The organism is Nonomuraea recticatena (assembly GCF_039533245.1).
Classification (GTDB): Bacteria; Actinomycetota; Actinomycetes; order Streptosporangiales; family Streptosporangiaceae; genus Nonomuraea; species Nonomuraea roseola.
The window spans coordinates 666733-686089 of record NZ_BAAATE010000001.1; the positions used below are offsets into that span (position 1 = coordinate 666733).

Genomic DNA, 19357 nt, shown 5'->3' on the forward strand with positions numbered 1-19357 from the left:
GCTCAGACCTCGGTCCTGCTGCCCCTGCGGCGGGCGGCGTAGGCGATGGCCGCCGCCACCACCAGCGTGATGCCCACGCCGACGAGGCCCGCGACGCCGACGGGGACCCCGCCCACGTCGCCGTAGTCGGCCAGCGCCCACGAGCCGAGCGGGTGGTCGGTGGCCTGGCCGAGGAAGCCCTTGTCCTCGGCGACCGCCTCCAGACCGTCGGGGTCGGAGGAGGCGAAGAAGGAGACCACGCCCGCGAGCAGGAGCGTCACGCCGATTCCCCCGATCAGGAACGGCCTGACGCCGCCCGCGGCCTTGCTGTCGGCGGCGGGCGCCGCGACGGTGGAGGTCGCGCCGTCCGCGCCCTTCAGCACGAGCGGCGCGCTCAGGCCGCGCGCGCCGTACACCAGGTCGGGCCGTACGGCCAGCACCGCGCCGACGGTGGCGGTGGTGATGAGCGCCTCTCCGATGCCGATGAGCACGTGGACGCCGCCCATGGCGGCCGCCACGGCGGCGGCGTCGACCGGCGCGGTGCCGCCGACCGCGAACAGCGCGGAGAAGGCCAGCGCGGAGACCGGCACCGAGACCAGCGCGGCGAGGAAGGCGCCGGCGCTCACCCCCGCCCTGCTCCTGACGGCCCTGGTGACCAGGCGGAAGACACCCCAGCCGACCAGGACGGTGACCACGCCCATGATCAGCACGTTGATGCCCAGCGCGGTGACGCCGCCGTCGGCGAAGAAGACGCACTGCACGAGCAGCACCACGGCCATGCACAGCACCCCTGTGTAGGGCCCGACGAGTATCGCGGCCAGCGCGCCGCCGAGCAGGTGTCCGCTGGTGCCCGCCGCGACGGGGAAGTTGAGCATCTGGACGGCGAAGATGAAGGCGGCGACCAGACCGGCCATGGGCGCGGTGCGGTCGTCGAGCTCTCTCTTCGCGCCACGCAGGCAGACCGCCACGCCCGCCGCCGCGACGACACCGGCGGAGACGGAGGTAGCGGCGTTGAAGAAGCCATCGGGTACGTGCACAGCCAAGCCTCCATGGAGGGGGATCAAACGTCCCTACTTTAAGTGATGGCTTTGCACCTGCATATATGTGGCAATTAGTCGAGGAGCTTCCGAAGGAGGGCGCGTGGTGTGATCTTGCGCACGACGGTGCTCAACCTGCCCTTGCCCGCCGTCGCGTAGGGCCTGACGCTGCTGCGCACGGGGCCGCGCCACCAGCTGCGCGGCTCGGCCACCGTGTCCGCGTCGGCCTCGATCCTGAAGCGCGCGGGCGGACCCCCGAGCTCCAGCTCCAGGTAGGCGTCCCAGGTGCCGGGCGCGAACCTGCCCACCGCGGGCCTGGAGGCGAACATCCCGCCTGGCAGCGACACCACCCGTTCGGTGCGCTCCCTGCCGGTGTGCCGCTCGCGCCAGACCAGCTGGCGCACGGCCCCCGCCTCGGGGATGCCGTCTCCCCCGACCGTGATGGCCCCGTCGATCACCAGCCGGTGCCCGAGCGCCCACCTCGTGCGGGTGAGCCGCACGGAGCCCGGCACGGTGAGCACGTGCCCGCCGATGTCGAGGCTCAGGTTGCCGTTGGACCTGGTGAAGTACGGCAGCGCGACCACGTTGCCGACCAGCCGGGGCGCGGGCCTGGTGATGCCGCTCTCCCTGTCGGCGCCCAGCCTGCCCAGGCGGACCACGCCCTCGCACTCGACGGCGACGTGCAGGTCCCACACGCCTGAGGTCAGCTCGGCCAGGTCGATCCTGGCGGAGAAGGCGTGCCCGTCGGTCTCGGCGGGCACGGCCACCTCGCCCGCCTCCTCGTTCCTCGACCGCAGCACCAGCGCGACGCCGCCCTGGCCGTCCAGGCCGTCGAGGGTGGCCTCGCCCTCCACCACCAGCCTGTCGCCCTCCCACCGCAGCCCGGTCAGGCGGCGCCACACGGTCGCCGCCTCGATGTCGGCCAGCCGTACGAGCCTGTCGATGTCGCCGAGAGCCGACAGGCGCTGCCTGTCGGTGGTGGGCAGCCTGGCCATGACGCCGGGGGTCATCCACTCGTCGCACAGCGCGGCGACCTCGTGCGCGATCTCCTTGCGCCGCACCTCGTCGGCCGCCAGGAAGGGCGCGCCGAGCTGGGCGAAGATGTCGAGCCTGAAGTGGCGGCGCAGCAGGTGGTCGCGCAGCGGGCCCGGCTCGACGTGCTGGGCCATCAGCGCGATCGGTCTTCTGATCATGGCGAGCCAGCCGAGCGGGTCGCGGCTGGAGGGCTGCTGCATGATGCTGCTGCCGTCGGGCCTGGCGACCAGGTGGTAGCAGTCGTAGTCGGCCACGACGGAGATGACCTTGGCGTGGCAGTAGGCGTGGACGCTGAAGTAGATGTCCTCACCGACCAGCTGACCCTCGGCGAACCTGATGCGGTGCCTGTCGAGCAGCTCCCTGCGGAAGAGCTTGAAGCAGCTCAGGCTGTTGTAGACGGCGCTGGTGCCCAGCTCGGCCCGGTCGGCGCTGGCCTGGAACATCGAGACCGGCGCCCTGCGGCCGTGGCCGACGATCTTGCCGAGGACGATGTCGGAGCCGTTGCGGTCGGCGACGGCGAGCATGCGCTCCATGGCCTCGGGCCCGAGATGGTCGTCGGCGTCGCAGAAGAAGACGTAGCGGCCCCTGGCGTGCTCGATGCCGGTGTTGCGCGGGCCGCCCGCGCCGCCGGAGTGCTCGGCGCGCACCACCCTGATCACGCCTCGGTGGTAGTGGGCGTAGAGGTCGAGCAGGTCGGCGCTGCCGTCGGTGGAGCCGTCGTCGACCACGACGATCTCCTTGTTCACCCGCTGCACGAGAGCGGAGGTCAGGCTGCGATCGAGAAAGTCCCTGCAGTTGTGAACAGGGATGATGACGCTGACGTCGACACCCCCGTCGTCGGACCCCGTTGGTTGTTCAGCCACAGCCGTGCCCCTCAGCCGTCACGTTCCGCTTGCATCCCGTTTCAGTATGTGACTAGGGAAGGGCGTGGCGTGGCCGATCGGGCGTGTTCATGCCCGTCCTTTTAGGCCAGCAGACATATGCCTCAGAGCTGCGTATTTGCAGATTAAAAGGGGTGTCGCGGGAGCGCTGAATTCCTCCCGGGCGTAGAGAATCATCCCCGCAGGGAACAGTGCCCTACCCCCGGCCCTCCCGCGTGATCCGGAAGTACGTATCGCGCGTCTACACTCAGGCAACCTTGACCGGGGAGGTGGCAGGAATGGGAACGGAACTCAGCCGTCAGACGACCGAGGATCCAGCCGTGCGCTCTGCCGAGCGCATCGTCTCCTCCGCACGACTGGGCGAGCTGTACGAGTGCTCGGCGCTGTTGCGCCGCACACGGCAGCGCGCCGAGGAGATCGTGAACGAGGCACGGGTCCTGCTCGCGGAGGCCGAACTCTACGGAGACCCCATCCGCGTGCTCGCGCTCAACGCCCAACTCGAGGAGGCACGTGCGGCCTACCGCAGAATTCTCCAGGCCTACACCACGATCTGCAGGAAGATCGCCGAGGAGCGGAGCGCCATCATCATGGCGCAGGTCGAGGAGACCAGGACCGCCATGAACGAGGGATTGTCAGGCGTCGCCTGACAGGCGTACCGTCAGGATATGCCTGACACGTGGAAGGACAGACTCCGCTGCTCGTTCTGTCACAAGAAGAGCACCGAGGTCGCCAAGCTCGTGGCGGGGCCTGGCGTCCACATCTGTGACCAGTGCATCGGTCTGTGCAACGAGATCCTCGAGGCCGAGCGGCTCGACGCCTCGCCCGAACCCAGGCTCCCCATGTGGGAGGAGATGAGCGTCGAGCAGATCCTCGGCCACCTCCCCAAGATCGCCGCCGTACAGGTGCAGATCGACGACAACCTCCACGACTGGGTGCGCCACCTGCGCACCCGCGACGTGAGCTGGGAGCGCATCGGCGCCTCGCTCAACATGACCAGGCAGTCGGCCTGGGAGCGCTTCAGGTAAACCGGTGTGGCCAGTGGGGCGTCTCATGATCAGGGAGGCCCACCATGCAGGTTCTCGATGGCCTCGCGGCGACCGACCTGACCGAGCTCAGGCTTGAGCTTCTGCTGGTCAGCGCGCTGCATGAGGAGGCCGATCGGCTGGCCGCCGAGTGAACGGGCTCCAGCTCCCCGGCCAGGGCCGGGGAGCTGGAGCAGGGGGCTCAACGCAGGTCGGGCGGCAGCCGCCGCCTCTTCAGCGCCAGATGCAGGTGGAGCCTGGTCAGGCCGTCGTCGAGATCGGCGCCGAGCGCGCCGGCGATGCGGCCGAGACGGTAGTAGAGCGTGGTCCTGTGCAGGTGCAGGCGGGCCGCCGTGCGCTGGGCGTTGCCGCCGAGGTCGAGATAGGTCTCCAGGGTGTGGGCCTGCTCGCCGTCCAGCGGGGCCAGCGGGTCGTCGGCCGCGCCGAGCAGCACGCGGTAGACCCCCAGCTCCGACCACGAGACGTGCGAGGGCAGGGCGGGGTCGGCCGCGGCGAGATGCGCGGCGGCCAGCGCCTGCCGGTAGCTCTCCGGAGCCGTGTCGAGCCCGGCGGGGTCGCTGTAGCCGCGGGTGACGCCCTCTTCGAGGGGAGCGCTCTCCGCGGGATGGCGCAGCAGGTAGGCCGCGTGCGTGTCGGTCATGAACCCGCCGATGGCGTGACGCTCCCTCCGCGCCGAGACGGGGATGACGACGCACACCTGGACGAGCTGGGGCGGCATCCTCTCCCAGCCCTGTCCTGTGGTGAGCAGACGGCGGACCAGCGTGTCGGGGTCCTCCCGCCAGTCGGCCGCCAGATCGCGAGCGGCCTCCTCCGCCAGGGCCAGCGCCTCGTCGTCGAGCGACTGGCCGGGGTCGAGCAGCCACAGGTAGCCGAGGCAGCGCCCGCCGTGCCTGATGGGCACGCAGACCCGCGCGCCCATCCCGAGCTCGGGGTTGGCGGGCAGGCGCACGGGGGAGGTGGCGGTGGCGATGCCGTGCCTGTCCTGCCACCTGCTGACCTCGGGGGCGATCTGCCTGGACAGGATCGCGGCCACGCGCACGGGATCGGCGTCGGCGTGCATGGAGCTGTAGGCGAGCAGGTGGCCGTCGGGGTCGTCGACCGAGACGCTGCGCTCGATGACCGCCGCGAGCGCGTCGAGCCTTGCCTGCATCCGACAAGTGTAGGAGCGGGTCCCTTCATCCACACCATGCGCCGGCGCGAAGAGCCTGCCTAACCTGACCCCATGCTCGCCCCTCGCTCCTGGGTACCCGCCGCCTCCGAGGACCTCGTCCGACGCGGCGCGGCCGAGGTCGCCGCCCAGAACCCGCTGTCCACGCTGGCCGAGATCGACAGGCTCGCCGCCCGCAACCACGAGATCCACGACGTCGAGTGCGTCAACCTCAACCCCGCGGCCAACATCATGAACCCGCGCGCGGAGGCGCTGCTGTCGGCGAACCTCGGCTCGCGCCCGTCGCTCGGCTATCCGGGCGACAAGTACGAGATGGGCCTCGAGGCGATCGAGCAGATCGAGATCATCGCCGCCGCGCTGGCCGCCGAGGTCTTCTCCGCCCGCTACGCCGAGGTCCGTGTCGGCTCCGGCGCGCTGGCCAACCTCTACGCCTTCATGGCGACGTGCCGTCCAGGCGACACGATCATCGCCCCTCCGCCCTCCATCGGCGGCCACGTCACCCACCACGCGGCGGGAGCGGCCGGTCTCTACGGCCTGACCACGGTGGACGCGCCCGTCGCCGCCGACGGCTACACCGTGGACGTCGCGGCGCTGCGCGAGCTGGCCGTGCGGGTCAGGCCCAAGCTGATCACCATCGGCGGCAGCCTCAACCCCTTCCCCCACCCGGTGGCCGCCGTGCGCGAGGTCGCCGACGAGGTGGGGGCGCGGGTGCTCTTCGACGCCGCCCACGCGTGCGGGATGATCGCGGGAGGCGTCTGGCCCAACCCGCTCGCCTCGGGCGCCCACCTGATGACGATGAGCACCTACAAGAGCCTCGGCGGTCCGGCGGGCGGCCTGGTCGTCACCGACTCGGCCGACCTGGCCGAGCGGCTCGACGCCATCGCCTACCCGGGCCTGACGGCCAACTTCGACGCGGGCCGTACGGCGGCGCTGGCCGTGGCGCTGCTCGACTGGAAGGTCGCGGGCAAGGCGTACGCGGAGATGATGGTGGGCACCGCCCACCAGCTGGCCACCAGCCTGGCCGAGCTCGGCCTACCGGTCTTCGGCGGCGGCACCAACTCCCACCAGTTCGCCCTGCTGGCCCCTGGCGGCGGCCAGGCCGCGGCCCGCAGACTGCGTCAGGCGAACCTGCTGGCCTGCGGGATCGGCCTGCCCGTCGCCCCCGTGGCGGGCGACGTGAACGGGCTGCGCCTGGGCACGCCCGAGGTGGCGAGGCTCGGCATGAAGGAGGACGACATGCCGGTCCTGGCCTCGTTCATCGCCCGCGGTCTCGACCCTTCGACGGATCCGGCGTCGGTGGCCCCCGAGGTGACGGCCTGGCGCGCGGGCTTCTCCGGCGTCCACTTCACCTGCTAGACGGGGCGTTGCACCCTGGCCGCCCTCGCCGCGGCCCCCGCGCGGCGGGGCAGGCCCACGGTGACGACCAGTCCGCCCTCGGGGCGGGGAAGCGCGGTGACGGTGCCGCCGTGCGCGTCGACGATGGCCCTGACGATGGACAGCCCGAGCCCCGAGCCGCGTTCGGACCTCACCCTGTCGCCCGACAGCCGTCTGAAGGGCTCGAACAGGTCGTCCACGTCGTACGGAGGCACCACGGGCCCGGTGTTCTCCACGGTGATCACCGCCGACTCGTTCTCGCTGGAGACCCTGACCCAGATCTCTCCGTCGCGCACGTTGTACTTGATCGCGTTCTCGAGGAGGTTGAAGACGCACCTCTCCAGGAAGAGCGGGTCCCCCTCCGTCATCGCGGAGCCGAGGTCCTGGTGGATCGTGACGCGCCGCCTGCGGGGGTGCAGGTCGGCCTGCTCCATCGCGGTCGCCACCACGTGACGCAGCTCGACGGGCTTGCGGACCGACAGCTCCTGCTCCGACTGGGCGAGCAGGAGCAGACCCTCGATCAGCCGCTCGTGGCGGGAGTTGGTGCCGAGCAGCGCCCTGGCCAGCGCCTTGAGGTCGGGCGAGGCCTCGGGCTCCTCCAGCGACACCTCCAGCACCGTACGGTTGACCGCCAGCGGGGTGCGCAGCTCGTGCGAGGCGTTGGCGATGAACCTGCGCTGCGCGTCGAAGACCCTGTGGAGCCGGTCGAGCATCGCGTCGAAGGTGTCGGCCAATCGTTTGACCTCGTCTTTCGGCCCCACCAGAGCGATGCGCTCGTGCAGGTTGCTCTCCGACAGCCGCTCCGCGGTCTCGGTGACCCTGTCGAGCGGTCGCAGCGCGCGGTCGGCCACCAGGTAGGCGACCACGACCGCGGTGATCCCGATGAGCACCATGATCATCAGGGAGGAGCGCAGCATCTCCTCCAGCACGTCGGCAGCCCTGGCGCCGACCGCCCGCTTGACCTCCACGCCGATCTGCTCCTGGGACGGCAGCGCCGCTCCGGGACTGGTCTTCGTGTACGCCATGACCATCTGCTTGCCCAGGGCGTTGGCCGTCAGGATGTAGGTGAACCAGAGCAGCACCGAGCCGGCCACGAAGAACAGCGCGCCGTACAGCACGGTGAGTCGTGCCCTCAGTCCGAGCCTCACAGCCGGTACCCCTTGCCCGGCACGTTCTCCAGGACCGGAGGCGCGCCCAGCTTCCTGCGCAGCGCGGTCATGGTGACGCGCAGCACGCTGGTGTCTCCCTCGGCGAACTCGTCCCACACCTCCCTGCGCAGCTGGGCCGAGCTGACCAGCCGGCCTTCGGCGCGCATCAGCTCCCGCAGCAGGTCGAACTCCTTGCGGCTCAGCGCGACCTCGCGCCCGTCCCTGGTGACCGTACGGCGCGCGGGGTCGAGCCTGATCCCCGCCCGCTCCAGCACCGGCTGGGCCACCGTGGAGGTACGGCGGGCCAGCGTCCTGATCCTGGCCACCAGCTCGGCGAAGGCGAACGGCTTGACCAGGTAGTCGTCCGCGCCGAGCGACAGCCCGTCGACCCGGTCGCGCACCTGCCCCGCCGCGGTCAGCATGAGGATCCTGCTCTTGCTCGTCAGCTCCCCGCAGACGTCGTCGCCGTGCACCTCCGGCAGGTCACGGTCGAGGACGACGACGTCGTAGTCGATGTAGGAGGCCCGCTCCAGCGCCTCCTGGCCGTCGTAGGCCACGTCGACGGCCATCGCGTGCAGCCTGAGGCCCCTCGCGACGGCGTCGGCCAGTTGTTCCTCGTCTTCGACGATCAGCACCCGCATGTCTCAGAGAGTGCAGCACCGCCTGTTAGTCGCGAGTAAGCGCCTTATCCGGCTTTAGCGCCCTGTTCGGTGAAGTGTGCCGCATGAGAACACGACTAGTGCTGGCCTCCCTGCCACTGCTCCTCCTCACCGCCTGCGGCAGCGCCCCCACCACCACCGAGGTGGCGAGCGCCGACGGCACGGCGAAGACCGGCAGCGCCAAGCCCAGCCCATCCGCCACGGTCGACAGGGCCGAGGCCCAGCTCAAGTTCGCGCAGTGCATGCGTGAGAACGGCGTCGACATGGCCGACCCCGACCCCAACGGCGGCATCCGCATCGAGGCCAAGAAGGGCGGCCCCGACCAGGGCCTCATGGACAAGGCCATGAAGGTCTGCAAGGAGCACCTCGACGGCGCGGTCGGCGACAAGGCCGCCCAGGATCCCAAGCGCCGCGACCAGATGCTCAAGTTCGCCCAGTGCATGCGCGAGCACGGCGTCGACATGCCCGACCCCAGCGCCGACGGCATGGTGAAGATGACCGTGCCCGAGGGCACCAGCGAGGCGACGGTCAAGGCCGCCCAGGAGGCGTGCAAGGAGCTCGCGCCCGGCATGGCTGGGGGCGGATCGTGAGAAAAGGCGTTCTCGCGGGCGCCTGCCTTCTCGCGGTCGCGGCGGCGGGGACGGCGCTGGTCGTCCTCACCGAGGGCGGCAGCACCGGCGTGGCCGCACAGAGCGCCGCGCTGGTGCCCGCCACCGCGCCCATCACCAAGCAGGACCTGGTGGACACCAAGACCGTGGAGGGCTCGCTCACCTACTCGGGCGAGCGCCAGGTCTCCTCGGGCAAGGCGGGCACCGTCACCTGGGTTCCCGAGGAGGGCTCGATCATCAAGCGCGGCCGCTCGCTGCTCAAGATCGACCGCGAGCCCGTCGTCCTGATGTACGGCAAGCTGCCCCTCTACAGGCCCCTGGAGCAGGGCATCGACGACGGCCCCGACGTCGAGCAGCTGGAGCGCAACCTGAGAGCGCTCGGCTACGACGACTTCACCGTCGATGACCATTTCTCCTACGCCACCTACCTGGCCGTCCTCGAATGGCAGGAGGACAGGGGCCTGCCGGAGACGGGGCGGGTGGACGCCTCCCAGGTGGTGTTCCTCCCCTCGGCGGTCAGGGTGACCGAGGCCAAGGCCGCCGTCGGCGCCAGAACCGCTCCGGGCCAGCAGGCCCTGACCGTCAGCGGCCTGCGACGGCTCGTCCACGTGGACCTCGACACCGGCGACCAGTCGCTGGCCAGGAAGGGCGCCAAGGTCGAGGTCGAGCTGCCCGGCGGCGAGACGATGGCGGGGAAGATCACCTCGGTCGGCACCGTGGCCAAGAGCGCCCAGGACGGCACGACCATCGACGTCGACATCACGCTGGCGAAGACCCCGAAGACCAGGCTCGACCAGGCTCCCGTCGAGGTCGAACTGGTCAGCGAGCGCAGCGAGGACGTGCTCGCCGTACCGGTGGAGGCGCTGCTCGCGCTGCGCGAGGGCGGCTTCGGCGTCGAGGTCGTGGAGGGCGCGCGCACCCGGCTGGTCCCGGTCAAGGTCGGCGCGTTCGGCGGAGGCATGGTCGAGATCACCGGCGAGGGCCTGACCGAGGGCATGAAGGTCGGGGTGCCGTCGGAATGAACATCGTCGAGCTGCGCGGGGTCACCAAGACCTACAACGGGCACGTCCACGCGCTGCGCGGGGTGGACCTGACCGTCTCCACGGGGGAGCTGCTGGCGATCATCGGCCCCTCAGGGTCGGGCAAGTCCACGATGCTCCACATGATCGGCACCCTCGACCGGCCGACCACGGGGTCCGTGCGGATCGCGGGGCACTCCGTCCTCGACCTGACCGATCGGCAGCTGTCCGCGTTGCGAGCCCGCCACCTCGGCTTCGTCTTCCAGCAGTTCCATCTCTCGCCGGGGGTGAGCGCCCTGGACAACGTGGCCGACGGGCTCCTCTACACCGGCACCCCGCTGCGCACCCGCCGCGAGCGGGCCGCGGCGGCGCTGGAGCGCGTAGGGCTCGGACATCGGCTCGACCACAAGCCGAACCAGATGTCGGGCGGCGAGCAGCAGCGCGTCGCCGTGGCCAGGGCCGTCGTCGGCGATCCTCCGCTGCTGCTGGCCGACGAGCCGACGGGCAACCTCGACTCGGCGGCGGGCGCGGAGGTTCTGAAGATCATCAAGGAGCTCCACGAGGGAGGCACCACGATCGCGATCATCACGCACGACAACGAGATCGCCGAATGGTGTCCCCGGCAGGTACGGGTCAGGGACGGGCTGGTGCTGTCATGAAGCCGGCGAGGCTGAGCCTGTCCGACGTCTTCAGGGTGGGCGCGTCAGGGCTGCACGCCCGTCCGACCAGGGTGATCCTCTCGGCGCTCGGGATCGCGATCGGCATCGCCACGATGATCGCGGTGATCGGCATCTCGTCGTCCTCACGCGAGGAGCTGCTGCGCCAGCTCGACAAGCTCGGCACCAACATGCTGACGGTCTCGGCGGGCAACACCGTCTTCGGCGAGCCGTCCAAGCTGCCCGTCGGCGCGGTCGACATGGTCTCCCGCATCGCCCCCGTCACCTCCGCCGCCGCGACGGGGACCGTCTCGACCACCGTGCGGAGGACCGCTCACATCGACGAGGCGGTCACCGGGGGCATCACCGTCCAGGCCGCGACCACCTCCCTGCTCACCACACTGGAGGGGGGCGTGGCGAAGGGGACCTGGCTGAACGACGCCACCTCCCGCCAGCCCGCCGTCGTCCTCGGCGCCAGGGCCGCCGAGCGGCTGGGGATCACCCGTACCGGGGTGCGCGTCTGGATGGGCGGCCGGTGGTTCACCGTGATCGGGATCCTCGGCCCCATGCCGCTGGCCCCCGAGATCGAACGCTCGGCGCTCGTCGGCTTCCCCGTCGCCGAGGAGGAGCTCGGCTTCGACGGGCACCCGACGACGCTCTACGAGCGGTCCGCGGAGGAGGCGGTGGAGGGGGTGCGGGAGGTCCTGCCCCGTACGGTCAACCCGGAGAACCCCTCCGAGGTCGAGGTCAGCCGCCCGTCCGACGCGCTGGCGGCCAAGGCCGCGGCCTCGGGCGCCTTCACCAACCTGCTGCTGGGCCTCGGCGCCGTGGCGCTGCTGGTCGGCGGGGTGGGCGTGGCCAACACCATGGTCATCTCGGTGCTGGAGCGCAGGAAGGAGATCGGGCTGCGGCGCTCGCTCGGCGCCACCCGAGGGCAGGTGCGGGTCCAGTTCCTCTCCGAGTCGCTGCTGCTGTCGGCGCTGGGCGGGGTCGCGGGCGCCGTCCTCGGCGCTCTGGCCACCATCGGGTACGCGCTGTCGCAGGGCTGGCCACCCGTCGTCCCGCCGTGGTCGATCGGCGGCGCGGTCGGGGCCACCCTGGTCATCGGCACGGTGGCGGGGCTGTACCCGGCCATGCGCGCGGCCCGCCTGTCCCCCACGGTGGCGCTGTCCACCTCCTGACCCCCCGATCCGAGCAGGGCGGCGGCATCGATCCGATTCCCGATGCCGCCGCCCTGCTCGCATCACAGGGCCCCGACCCGCGTGGGGTGATCCATGATGGCGACCTCAGCTCGACTCCTCCGCCTCGGTGACGAGCTCCTCGCTCCACAGCCTGCGCATCTCCGCGCAGCCGTCCAGCAGTTCGTCGAGCGGGCCGCGGCCGACGACCCTGCCGCGGTCGAGCACGACGACCTGGTCGGCCCGTTCGAGCGCCGCCTTCCTGTGCGAGACCACGAGCAGCGTCTCGGGCCCGCTCCCTTCGCGGGCCGCGTGGGCGATCCTGTCCCACAGCAGCCTCTCCGTCTCCACGTCGAGCGCGGACGACAGGTCGTCCACGACCAGCAGGTCGGGCCGCCTGACCAGCGCCCGCGCGGCCGTCGCCCGCTGCACCTGCCCTCCTGACAGCCGTACGCCGCGGGGCCCGACGACCGTGTCCATGCCCTCGGCCATCGCCGCGAGGTCGTCCTCGAAGGCCGCCAGCCTCAGCGCGCGCTCGATCTCGTCGTCGCCCGCCCGCCTGCCGAGGAGCAGGTTCTCCCTCAGCGACTCGGAGAACAGCCGCGGGACCTGGCTGGCGTACGCCACGCGGCCAGGAACCATGAACGTCCCCGGATCGTCGACGCGCACGCCGTTCCACAGGATCGCCCCCTCGTCCGCGGGCAGCAGACCGAGCAGGGCGCGCACCAGCGTCGTCTTGCCCGCGCCGACGGCCCCCGTGATCACCGTGAACGAGCCCCGCCTGACCCGCAGGTCGACCTCGTGAACACCACGCCCGCTCGCGTCGTGGCGGACGGTCAGCCCCCTGACCTCGACGACCTGGAGCGCCTCGCCTCGATCCGGCGGCGGGGGGACGGCGGGCCGCTCCCTGTGGAACCAGACACCGGTGTTCCTCGACAGGTCGGCCGCGTCTTCGTGCGGGGCCATCAGCCTGGTGAGCCTTTCGGTCGAGACCGCGGCCTGGGGCAGGCGGTAGAGGATCACCCCGATGGTGCGCGGCAGCGCCGTCAGCCAGCCGACGTAGCTGGTGAACAGCGCCAGATCGCCCACGGTGAAGTCGCCACGCCGCATGGCCGACGCGGACAGGAGCAGCACGAGTCCGACGCTGATCTCGACCGTCGCGCCTGTCGCGGTGCCCAGCAGGTCGGTGGCCAGCCGGTCCTTGACCGCCGCGTTCCTGCGCCTGCCGTTGTGCTCGCGCAGGCGGCGCATGACGGCCTCCTCCGCGCCCGCGGTCTTGATCGCCAGCACGCCGCCGAAGGTCTCCCCGATGACGGCCGTGACGGCCGCGCCGAGCTCCCTGGCCCGCCGGTGCAGCCTTCTGATCACTGCGTTCATGAGGCGGCTGAGCACGCCGATCGCGATCATCGGCAGCGCCATCACCAGCGTGATGACGGGATCGATGGAGGCCATGATCGCCAGTGCGGCGCCGCCGAAGAGCGCCGCGCCCGCCAGCGCCACGGACTCGTCGACGAACTCGACGACGTCACGCACGTCGTCGCGGAAGCGCGCGACAGACTCCCCCGACGAGTGCGGCAGCCTGGTCGCGGCCGCTCCCCTCGCGGTCAGGATCGAGCGCAGGGCGTTCGACCGCAGGAGGGTCGCGGCCGCGGCCCACCAGTAGACGCCGTAGGTCCAGGCGACGACGATCACCACACCGCGGACCACCTCCACGCCGACGAAGGCCGCGCACAGCCACAGCGCCTGCTCCAGTGCCGCGGGGCGGTGCCCGCCGATGTGGTCGAAGAGCTGCTGGAGCACCAGCCCTCCCGCGAGCGGGATGACGCTGACCGGCATCCACAGGAGCGCGCCGACGAGATAGCGGCGCAGGTCGAACCGGGCCAGCCGGGTGGCCACCAGCATCACGGGCTTCATCGGCGCACCTGCGCCATGTCCAGCATGCGGGAGAACCTGCTGTCAGGGTCCGCGGCGAGCTCGTGGCGGTAGCCGTACTCGACGATCCTTCCGCCGTCGACGACGGCGATCTTGTCCACCCTGGACAGCGACGAGAGCCTGTGCGCGATGAGCACGCCGGTCCTGTCCTTGAGCAGCCGGTCGACGCTCTGCTCGATGCGCCGCTCCGTGGCGGGGTCGAGGCGGCTGGACGCCTCGTCGAGCACGACCAACCCGGGGTCGGTGAGGAAGGCGCGGGCGAAGGCCAGCAGCTGCGCCTCGCCCGCCGAGACGCCACGTAGCTCGGTGTCGAGCCCGTCGGGCAGCGTCGCCAGCCACTCGCCGAGACCGACGTCGGCGAGGACGGCGCGCAGGCGGCGGTCGTCGTCCAGCGGCCTGAAGAGCGTGAGATTGTCCCTGACGCTGGCGGCGAAGAGCTGCACGTCCTGCGTGACGACGCACGTCCGCGCGCGCACCGACGCGGGGTCGGCGTCGCGCAGGTCGAGCCCGCCGATCCTGACGGCGCCCTCCGTCGGGTCGTAGAGGCGCAGCGCCATCCTGGCGATGGTGGTCTTGCCGCTGCCCGTACGGCCCACCAGTCCCAGCGTCTCGCCGGGCGCCAGTGTGATCGTGACGTCCGAGAGCACCCGCGCGTCGTCGTCGGCGTAGGCGAAACCCACGCCGTCCAGCTCCAGGCTGAGCGGGCCCTTCGGGGGCAGTGGCCTGGGGTCGGCGGGCGTGGGAAGGGTGCGCCGCTCGGCCAGCAGCTCGCCGATGCGAGTCAGACCGGCCAGCGCCGTCTGGTACTGCCTCAGCTGGTCGATCAGGCGCTCGAACGGCGCCCGCACCATGAGCGTGTACTGGAAGAGCAGGACGGCCGTGCCGACCGTGAGCGTCCCTGACTGCCGCGTCCACGCCGCCAGCCCGAGGACGATCGCCGTACCGGCCGCGAACGCCACCGAGGTGCCCGCGAGCAGCGTGGTTCCGATCCGCGCGTCCCTGTTCTCGGCGTGGAACAGGGCGGCGCTCGCCTGGTGGAAGCGGTTCACGGCGTGCTCGCCGGCGCCGTTGGCCCTGAGGTCCTCCGCACCCGCCAGCCGTTCCTCGAGGTTGCCGAAGAGCGCCGCGTCGGCCGCCCGTGACCGGGCGGCAGACGGTACGGCCAGCCGCTGCGCGCGGGCCATGCCGTACCCGATGAGCAGGCAGTAGACCAGCAGGACGGCGCCGAGGCGCACGTCGATGGTGAGCACCATCACGATCACGCCGGCGAGGAGCAGCAGGCCTGCCACGACGTCCATCAGGAAGGCGACGACGAAGTCGGCGACGGCCACCACGTCGCCGTCCACCCTCTCGATCATCTCGCCGGGCGTGTGCCTGCCGTGGAAGGCCATATCGAGGCCGAGCGCGTGCTCGGCGAGCCGCTCCCTGAGGCGGTTCGTGCCGTCCCACGCGAGCCTGCTCGCGAGCCAGGCGGTGAGGAGCCTGGCGACCTGGCCCGCCACGGCGAGAGCCAGGTAGCCGAGCGCGAGCAGCGTCAGATGACGGGTGCTCGCTCCGCCGATCGCGTCGTCGACGAAGCCGCGCGTGAGCTGCGGCGCGGCCAGCGGCAGCGCGGTCGCGGCGACGACGGCCGCGGTGAGCGCGGCGGCGGAGCGGGGGCCGGGGCGGAGGTGGCGCAGGACGTCGCCTGCGGAGGCGGCCATCGCCTAGACCCGCCGCTTCACGCGCAGCAGGTACTCCTTGCGGTTGAGCGGGTTGTGGTCGCTCCTCCGCCTGCTCCGCACCGGCCCGGAGACCGGCTGGTAGCGGTCGAAGGCGCACTCCAGCTCACCCTCCCCGCGCGTCAGCGCGGGCAGCTGCCGCTGCAGCCCGTGCACCATGGCCGCGGGGATCTCTCCTTCGAGCACGTACGCCGAGCCCCTGCTCTCCGAGCTCTGCGGTACGGCCCGCAGCCGCGCCAGTGCGGCGACCATCTGGCCGAACGCGTCGGCAGGGATCTCCAGCCTGAAGCGGTGCATCGGCTCGTACACCCTGGTGCCCGCCTGCCTGAGCGCGCTCATCAGCACCAGCGGCGTCAGGTTGCGGAAGTCGCCCGCGGTGCTCGACATGCTCTTGTCGAAGACGGCATGGGAGTGGCTCTGCCGCGCCGCGTAGCCGGAGTGCGTCATGGTGACCGTGCAGTCGGAGATCTCCCACCCGTGGACGCCCTGCAGCAGGGTCAGGCGCACGGTGTCCTCGACTGCCTTGAAGAACGTGGGCGGCATCGACCCGGGCTCGACCTCCAGCCCGAACTCCACCCCTGTGCCGGCCGGAGCGGGCTCGACACGCAGCCCGACGGTCGCGAGGAACGGGTTGCCCTGCTCGTGCATGATCTCGACGGCCGCGCCCGTGCCGCTGAGCCGTTCGACGCAGATGGTCGTCGTCTCGCGGAAGGTGACGTCCACGTGGAAGTCCTCGGCCAGCGTGGCCTGGATGACCTCCTTCTGCACCTCGCCGTAGAGGGAGACGGACACCTCCCGCCTGATCTCGTCCTGGCGCACGTTGATCAGCGGGTCCTGCTCGGCGAGGTGGGCGAGCGCCAGGTGCAGCGCGCCCCTGTCCTGGGGCCGCGCGGGGACGACCACGGTCTCCAGCGTGGGAGGGGCGAAGTGGTGAGTCTCCGCCTCGTTCACGGGGGTGCCGATCGTGTCGCCGATGCGGACGTCGGTCAGGCCACGCACCTTGGCGATCCGCCCGGCGACGACCTGCCCGCGCTGGACGGCGGAGCCGCGCTCGAACACGCTGATCGCGGTGACCCTTCCTGCGTCCGTCTGCTCTCTGACGGGCAGGGCGCCGGAGAACATCCGCACGTAGGCGATCTTCTCCCCCGCGGGACCGCGCTCGACCTTGAAGACGGTGCCCGAGACGGGGCCGTCCACGTCACCCTCGATCGCGGGCAGCAGCTCCCCGATGCCGGAGATCAACGAATCCACACCGGCCCCTGTCACCGCCGAGCCGAAGTAGACCGGGTGTACCAGCGCCCGTCGGGTCTGCGCCGCCAGCTCCTTGCGGAGCACGCCGTACGGCATCCGCGCCGCGTCGTCGACGAAGGCGGCGAGAAGCGCGTCATCGCCCTCGGCGAGCACCTCCGCGAGCCTCGCCGTGAACGCCGCGTCGGCGGCGCCGTAAGGACGGAAATCGGAGCGCGGCGTGCCCACCTCGCGCACCGATCCCATCGCGATCACGGCAGGGGTGAGTTTCTCTGAGATCGTCCGCAGCACGCGCTCGTCCTGCGCGCCGCCACGGTCGATCTTGTTCACGAAGATCAGCGTGGGGATGCGCAGCCGTCGCAAGGTCCGCATGAGCACCCGGGTCTGCGCCTGCACGCCCTCGACGGCGGAGACGACCAGGACGGCGCCGTCGAGCACGCTGAGCACCCGCTCCACCTCGGCGATGAAGTCGGGGTGGCCGGGGGTGTCGATCAGGTTGACGGTGACGCCGCCGATCTCGAACGACACGACGGCGGACTTGATGGTGATCCCGCGCTGTCGTTCGAGCGCAAGGGAGTCGGTCTGTGTGTTGCCCTCATCGACGCTGCCGACTTCGTCGATGACACCGGCGGCGTGGAGCAGCCGCTCGGTCAGGCTCGTCTTACCGGCGTCTACATGCGCCAGAATCCCCAAGTTCAACGTGCTCACGGAGCGACATGTCCTCAAGATAGGTGGCATTTACCTTTTGGGTGGACATGTAAGCCGTGCGCATTTCTGTCTCCTTGATCGGCGAGCGGTCCTCTCGAGTAGATCAGAGGGCCGCTTCGGCGAACAACCGATTTGTCATCGGGCAGAACCGGCCTCGAGGGACCTGACGGCGTGCTCGACCCAGGCGTCCAGGAACCGGTCCGCCTCGAGACCGCCAGGTGTGTGCCCGATGAGGATGTTCAGCAGCGGATGGTAGGCCAGCGACGAGATCAGCACGGCCGCCGTCGCCTCGGGGTCGGCCACGTCGGCGCCCTGCGCCCTGATCCACTGGGCGGCCTCGCGGCAGATTGCGCTGGACGGCCGCCTCCAGCAGTGCCCCCTTGGAAGGGCAGTCAGTCTGCGATGGCCTGGTAGGCGGTGGTCCAGAAGTCCTTGTGGAGGCGGGGCGTGTCCAGGGAGTCCATGGCCGCCTGGGTGAACAGGATGCCGGTCAGCCCCTCGACCGGATCGGCGTACGCCGTGGTGCCCAGGCCTCCGTCCCAGCCGAACTGGCCCACCGACGCCAGGTCGCGCCGGTGCGTACGGACGGCCATCCCGAAGCCGTAACCGCCGTGCCTGCCGAAGTGGTCGCCGAAGGCGTCCTTCTCGACCTTCTGCTCCGGAGTCAGGTGGTCCGTCGTCATCAGCTCGACCGACGCGCGGGACAGGATGCGCTCGCCGCGGTGCACTCCCTTGTTCAGCAGCATCCGGTAGAAGGCGTGGTAGTCGTCCACGGTCGAGACCAGCCCGTCGCCACCCCTCTCGAAGACCGGCGGCGAGCTGTACTTGCCGCCTGCCGCCTCGTCCCACACGACCAGCCCGCCGGTCTGCGGGTCGTGGGCGTAGCTGGTCGGCAGCCTGTCGATCTTGTCGGCGGGCACGTGGAATCCGGAGTCCTTCATCCCGAGCGGGCCGAAGAGCCGCTCGCGCAGGAACGCCTCGAACGACTGCCCCGCCACCCGCTGGACGAGCACGCCGAGCACGTCGGATCCCGTGTGGTACTGCCACAGCGTCCCCGGCTGGTGCATCAGCGGAAGCCGGCCCAGCCGGCCGAGCCATTCGTCGGGCCCCGCCTCCGGCGCGGAGCCGTCCAGGCCCAGCTCGCGCATGGCGACCTGGATGGGGTAGGTGTCAGGAGCCGCCAGCACCGCACCGAAACCGAAGGTGAAGGTCAGCAGGTCCCTTACGGTGATCGGCCGCAGCGCCGGCACCGTGTCCTCCAGCGGGGAGTCGATGCTCCGCAGCACCTGGCGGTCGGCCAGCTCGGGCAGCCACTCGTCGACCGGGTCGTCCAGCCGCAGGCGGCACTCCTCGACCAGGAGCATCACGGCGGCGGCGGTGATCGGCTTGCTCAGCGACGCCAACCGGAAGATCGTGTCCCTGCGCATCGGCGCGCCCCCGCCTTCGTGCAGCGTGCCCATGGTCTCCACGTGCGTGTCCTCGCCCCGGCCGACTAGGGCGACCAGTCCGGGGATTCCGCCGGACTCCATGTGCCGGGCCAGCACCTCACGCATCCGGCGCAGCCCCGCCTCCGACAGCCCCTTGTTGTTGTCCTTCATCGCCCAGTTGCCCTGCGTGTCCCAGGTGGCGGTGGTCGACATGGTCTCTCCTTCACGTCCTGCGTACGGCGTTCCCTGTATGCGAACACTGTACGCACAACGCCGTGGCGTACGCAAGCCCGGAGACGCGCACGTCTTTCGTTCGCGCTCCTCGTCGACCATGCGGTGTCGCGTCAGCGGTCGTGTCAGGACGGCGACGGCCCGGTATCAGAGCGGTCGGCGAAAGTTAAGGCCATGAACGGTTCAGCGATTGAGCCGTCGGGGCGGCCGAGCCGTCCGTTCACCTGAATTCTCGGATCCGAAGGAGCACACCACCATGTCCGTCACCCTCACCGACCAGGACAAGCTCACCCTGCGGACCGCCG

Annotated in this window: 16 protein-coding genes and 1 pseudogene; 7 read left to right on the plus strand and 10 right to left on the minus strand. The window is 71.0% G+C overall.

Going from position 1 to position 19357, the window contains the following annotated elements:
- Window positions 1-2 precede the first annotated feature (2 nt).
- Window positions 3-1016, minus strand: a complete 1014-nt coding sequence (locus ABFX50_RS03185; RefSeq protein WP_346142979.1) for an energy-coupling factor ABC transporter permease — start codon at window positions 1014-1016, stop codon at window positions 3-5.
- A gap of 74 nt (window positions 1017-1090) precedes the next feature.
- Window positions 1091-2914 (minus strand): glycosyltransferase family 2 protein, encoded by a 1824-nt coding sequence (locus ABFX50_RS03190; RefSeq protein WP_346142981.1) that lies wholly within the window; start codon window positions 2912-2914, stop codon window positions 1091-1093.
- Between the two features lie 338 nt (window positions 2915-3252).
- Here ABFX50_RS03190 and ABFX50_RS03195 point away from each other — a divergent pair, with 338 nt between their 5' ends.
- Window positions 3253-3579 (plus strand): hypothetical protein, encoded by a 327-nt coding sequence (locus tag ABFX50_RS03195; RefSeq protein WP_346142982.1) that lies wholly within the window; start codon window positions 3253-3255, stop codon window positions 3577-3579.
- 18 nt (window positions 3580-3597) lie between these two features.
- Window positions 3598-3765 (plus strand): annotated as a pseudogene (locus tag ABFX50_RS03200) (ClpX C4-type zinc finger protein); the annotation flags it as partial.
- Window positions 3766-4156: 391 nt separating this feature from the next.
- Here ABFX50_RS03200 and ABFX50_RS03205 read toward each other — a convergent pair.
- On the minus strand, window positions 4157-5125 hold the full coding sequence (locus ABFX50_RS03205; RefSeq protein ID WP_346142984.1) for a PucR family transcriptional regulator: 969 nt from the start codon (window positions 5123-5125) through the stop codon (window positions 4157-4159).
- Between the two features lie 72 nt (window positions 5126-5197).
- Here ABFX50_RS03205 and ABFX50_RS03210 point away from each other — a divergent pair, with 72 nt between their 5' ends.
- Window positions 5198-6499: a serine hydroxymethyltransferase gene (locus ABFX50_RS03210; protein ID WP_346142986.1), complete on the plus strand. Its 1302-nt coding sequence runs from the start codon at window positions 5198-5200 to the stop codon at window positions 6497-6499.
- Here the strand turns inward: ABFX50_RS03210 and ABFX50_RS03215 are convergent.
- Window positions 6496-7665, minus strand: a complete 1170-nt coding sequence (locus tag ABFX50_RS03215; RefSeq protein ID WP_346142988.1) for a sensor histidine kinase — start codon at window positions 7663-7665, stop codon at window positions 6496-6498. The two genes, ABFX50_RS03210 and ABFX50_RS03215, sit on opposite strands and share 4 nt — an antisense overlap.
- Complete coding sequence (locus ABFX50_RS03220; protein WP_183651053.1) at window positions 7662-8306, minus strand: response regulator transcription factor; 645 nt, start codon at window positions 8304-8306, stop codon at window positions 7662-7664. Before ABFX50_RS03220 ends, ABFX50_RS03215 begins: the two co-directional genes overlap by 4 nt.
- 83 nt (window positions 8307-8389) lie before the next feature.
- On the opposite strand from ABFX50_RS03220, the gene ABFX50_RS03225 reads away from it, so the two are divergent.
- The 4 genes from ABFX50_RS03225 to ABFX50_RS03240 are packed head-to-tail and all read left to right on the plus strand — an operon-like array spanning window position 8390 to window position 11788.
- Window positions 8390-8914, plus strand: coding sequence for a hypothetical protein (locus ABFX50_RS03225; protein WP_346142991.1), 525 nt, complete (start codon window positions 8390-8392; stop codon window positions 8912-8914).
- Window positions 8911-9954, plus strand: coding sequence for a peptidoglycan-binding protein (locus tag ABFX50_RS03230; RefSeq protein WP_346142993.1), 1044 nt, complete (start codon window positions 8911-8913; stop codon window positions 9952-9954). The genes ABFX50_RS03225 and ABFX50_RS03230 overlap by 4 nt, the downstream gene beginning before the upstream one ends.
- Window positions 9951-10610, plus strand: coding sequence for an ABC transporter ATP-binding protein (locus ABFX50_RS03235; RefSeq protein WP_346142995.1), 660 nt, complete (start codon window positions 9951-9953; stop codon window positions 10608-10610). The genes ABFX50_RS03230 and ABFX50_RS03235 overlap by 4 nt, the downstream gene beginning before the upstream one ends.
- Window positions 10607-11788, plus strand: coding sequence for an ABC transporter permease (locus ABFX50_RS03240; protein WP_346142997.1), 1182 nt, complete (start codon window positions 10607-10609; stop codon window positions 11786-11788). The genes ABFX50_RS03235 and ABFX50_RS03240 overlap by 4 nt, the downstream gene beginning before the upstream one ends.
- Window positions 11789-11893: 105 nt before the next feature.
- On the opposite strand, the gene ABFX50_RS03245 is transcribed toward ABFX50_RS03240, so the two are convergent.
- From ABFX50_RS03245 to ABFX50_RS03265, 5 genes are all read right to left on the minus strand, one after another.
- Window positions 11894-13699 (minus strand): ABC transporter ATP-binding protein, encoded by a 1806-nt coding sequence (locus ABFX50_RS03245; RefSeq protein ID WP_346142999.1) that lies wholly within the window; start codon window positions 13697-13699, stop codon window positions 11894-11896.
- Window positions 13696-15420, minus strand: coding sequence for an ABC transporter ATP-binding protein (locus tag ABFX50_RS03250; RefSeq protein ID WP_346143001.1), 1725 nt, complete (start codon window positions 15418-15420; stop codon window positions 13696-13698). Before ABFX50_RS03250 ends, ABFX50_RS03245 begins: the two co-directional genes overlap by 4 nt.
- Window positions 15421-15423: 3 nt before the next feature.
- Window positions 15424-17394: a GTP-binding protein gene (locus tag ABFX50_RS03255; RefSeq protein WP_346143003.1), complete on the minus strand. Its 1971-nt coding sequence runs from the start codon at window positions 17392-17394 to the stop codon at window positions 15424-15426.
- A gap of 135 nt (window positions 17395-17529) precedes the next feature.
- Window positions 17530-17697 (minus strand): hypothetical protein, encoded by a 168-nt coding sequence (locus ABFX50_RS03260; protein ID WP_346143005.1) that lies wholly within the window; start codon window positions 17695-17697, stop codon window positions 17530-17532.
- An 89-nt stretch (window positions 17698-17786) separates the two neighbouring features.
- Window positions 17787-19034, minus strand: coding sequence for a serine hydrolase domain-containing protein (locus ABFX50_RS03265; RefSeq protein ID WP_346143007.1), 1248 nt, complete (start codon window positions 19032-19034; stop codon window positions 17787-17789).
- Between the last annotated feature and the right edge of the window lie 323 nt (window positions 19035-19357).

What these genes read in the sequence shown, in the direction of transcription:
- ABFX50_RS03205 (WP_346142984.1), bottom strand. Translation starts at nt 5,125, where the DNA reads ATGCAGGCAAGGCTCGACGCGCTCGCGGCGGTCATCGAGCGCAGCGTC.
- ABFX50_RS03210 (WP_346142986.1), top strand. Translation starts at nt 5,198, where the DNA reads ATGCTCGCCCCTCGCTCCTGGGTACCCGCCGCCTCCGAGGACCTCGTC.
- ABFX50_RS03220 (WP_183651053.1), bottom strand. Translation starts at nt 8,306, where the DNA reads ATGCGGGTGCTGATCGTCGAAGACGAGGAACAACTGGCCGACGCCGTC.
- ABFX50_RS03225 (WP_346142991.1), top strand. Translation starts at nt 8,390, where the DNA reads ATGAGAACACGACTAGTGCTGGCCTCCCTGCCACTGCTCCTCCTCACC.
- ABFX50_RS03235 (WP_346142995.1), top strand. Translation starts at nt 9,951, where the DNA reads ATGAACATCGTCGAGCTGCGCGGGGTCACCAAGACCTACAACGGGCAC.
- ABFX50_RS03240 (WP_346142997.1), top strand. Translation starts at nt 10,607, where the DNA reads ATGAAGCCGGCGAGGCTGAGCCTGTCCGACGTCTTCAGGGTGGGCGCG.
- ABFX50_RS03245 (WP_346142999.1), bottom strand. Translation starts at nt 13,699, where the DNA reads ATGAAGCCCGTGATGCTGGTGGCCACCCGGCTGGCCCGGTTCGACCTG.
- ABFX50_RS03250 (WP_346143001.1), bottom strand. Translation starts at nt 15,420, where the DNA reads ATGGCCGCCTCCGCAGGCGACGTCCTGCGCCACCTCCGCCCCGGCCCC.
- ABFX50_RS03265 (WP_346143007.1), bottom strand. Translation starts at nt 19,034, where the DNA reads ATGTCGACCACCGCCACCTGGGACACGCAGGGCAACTGGGCGATGAAG.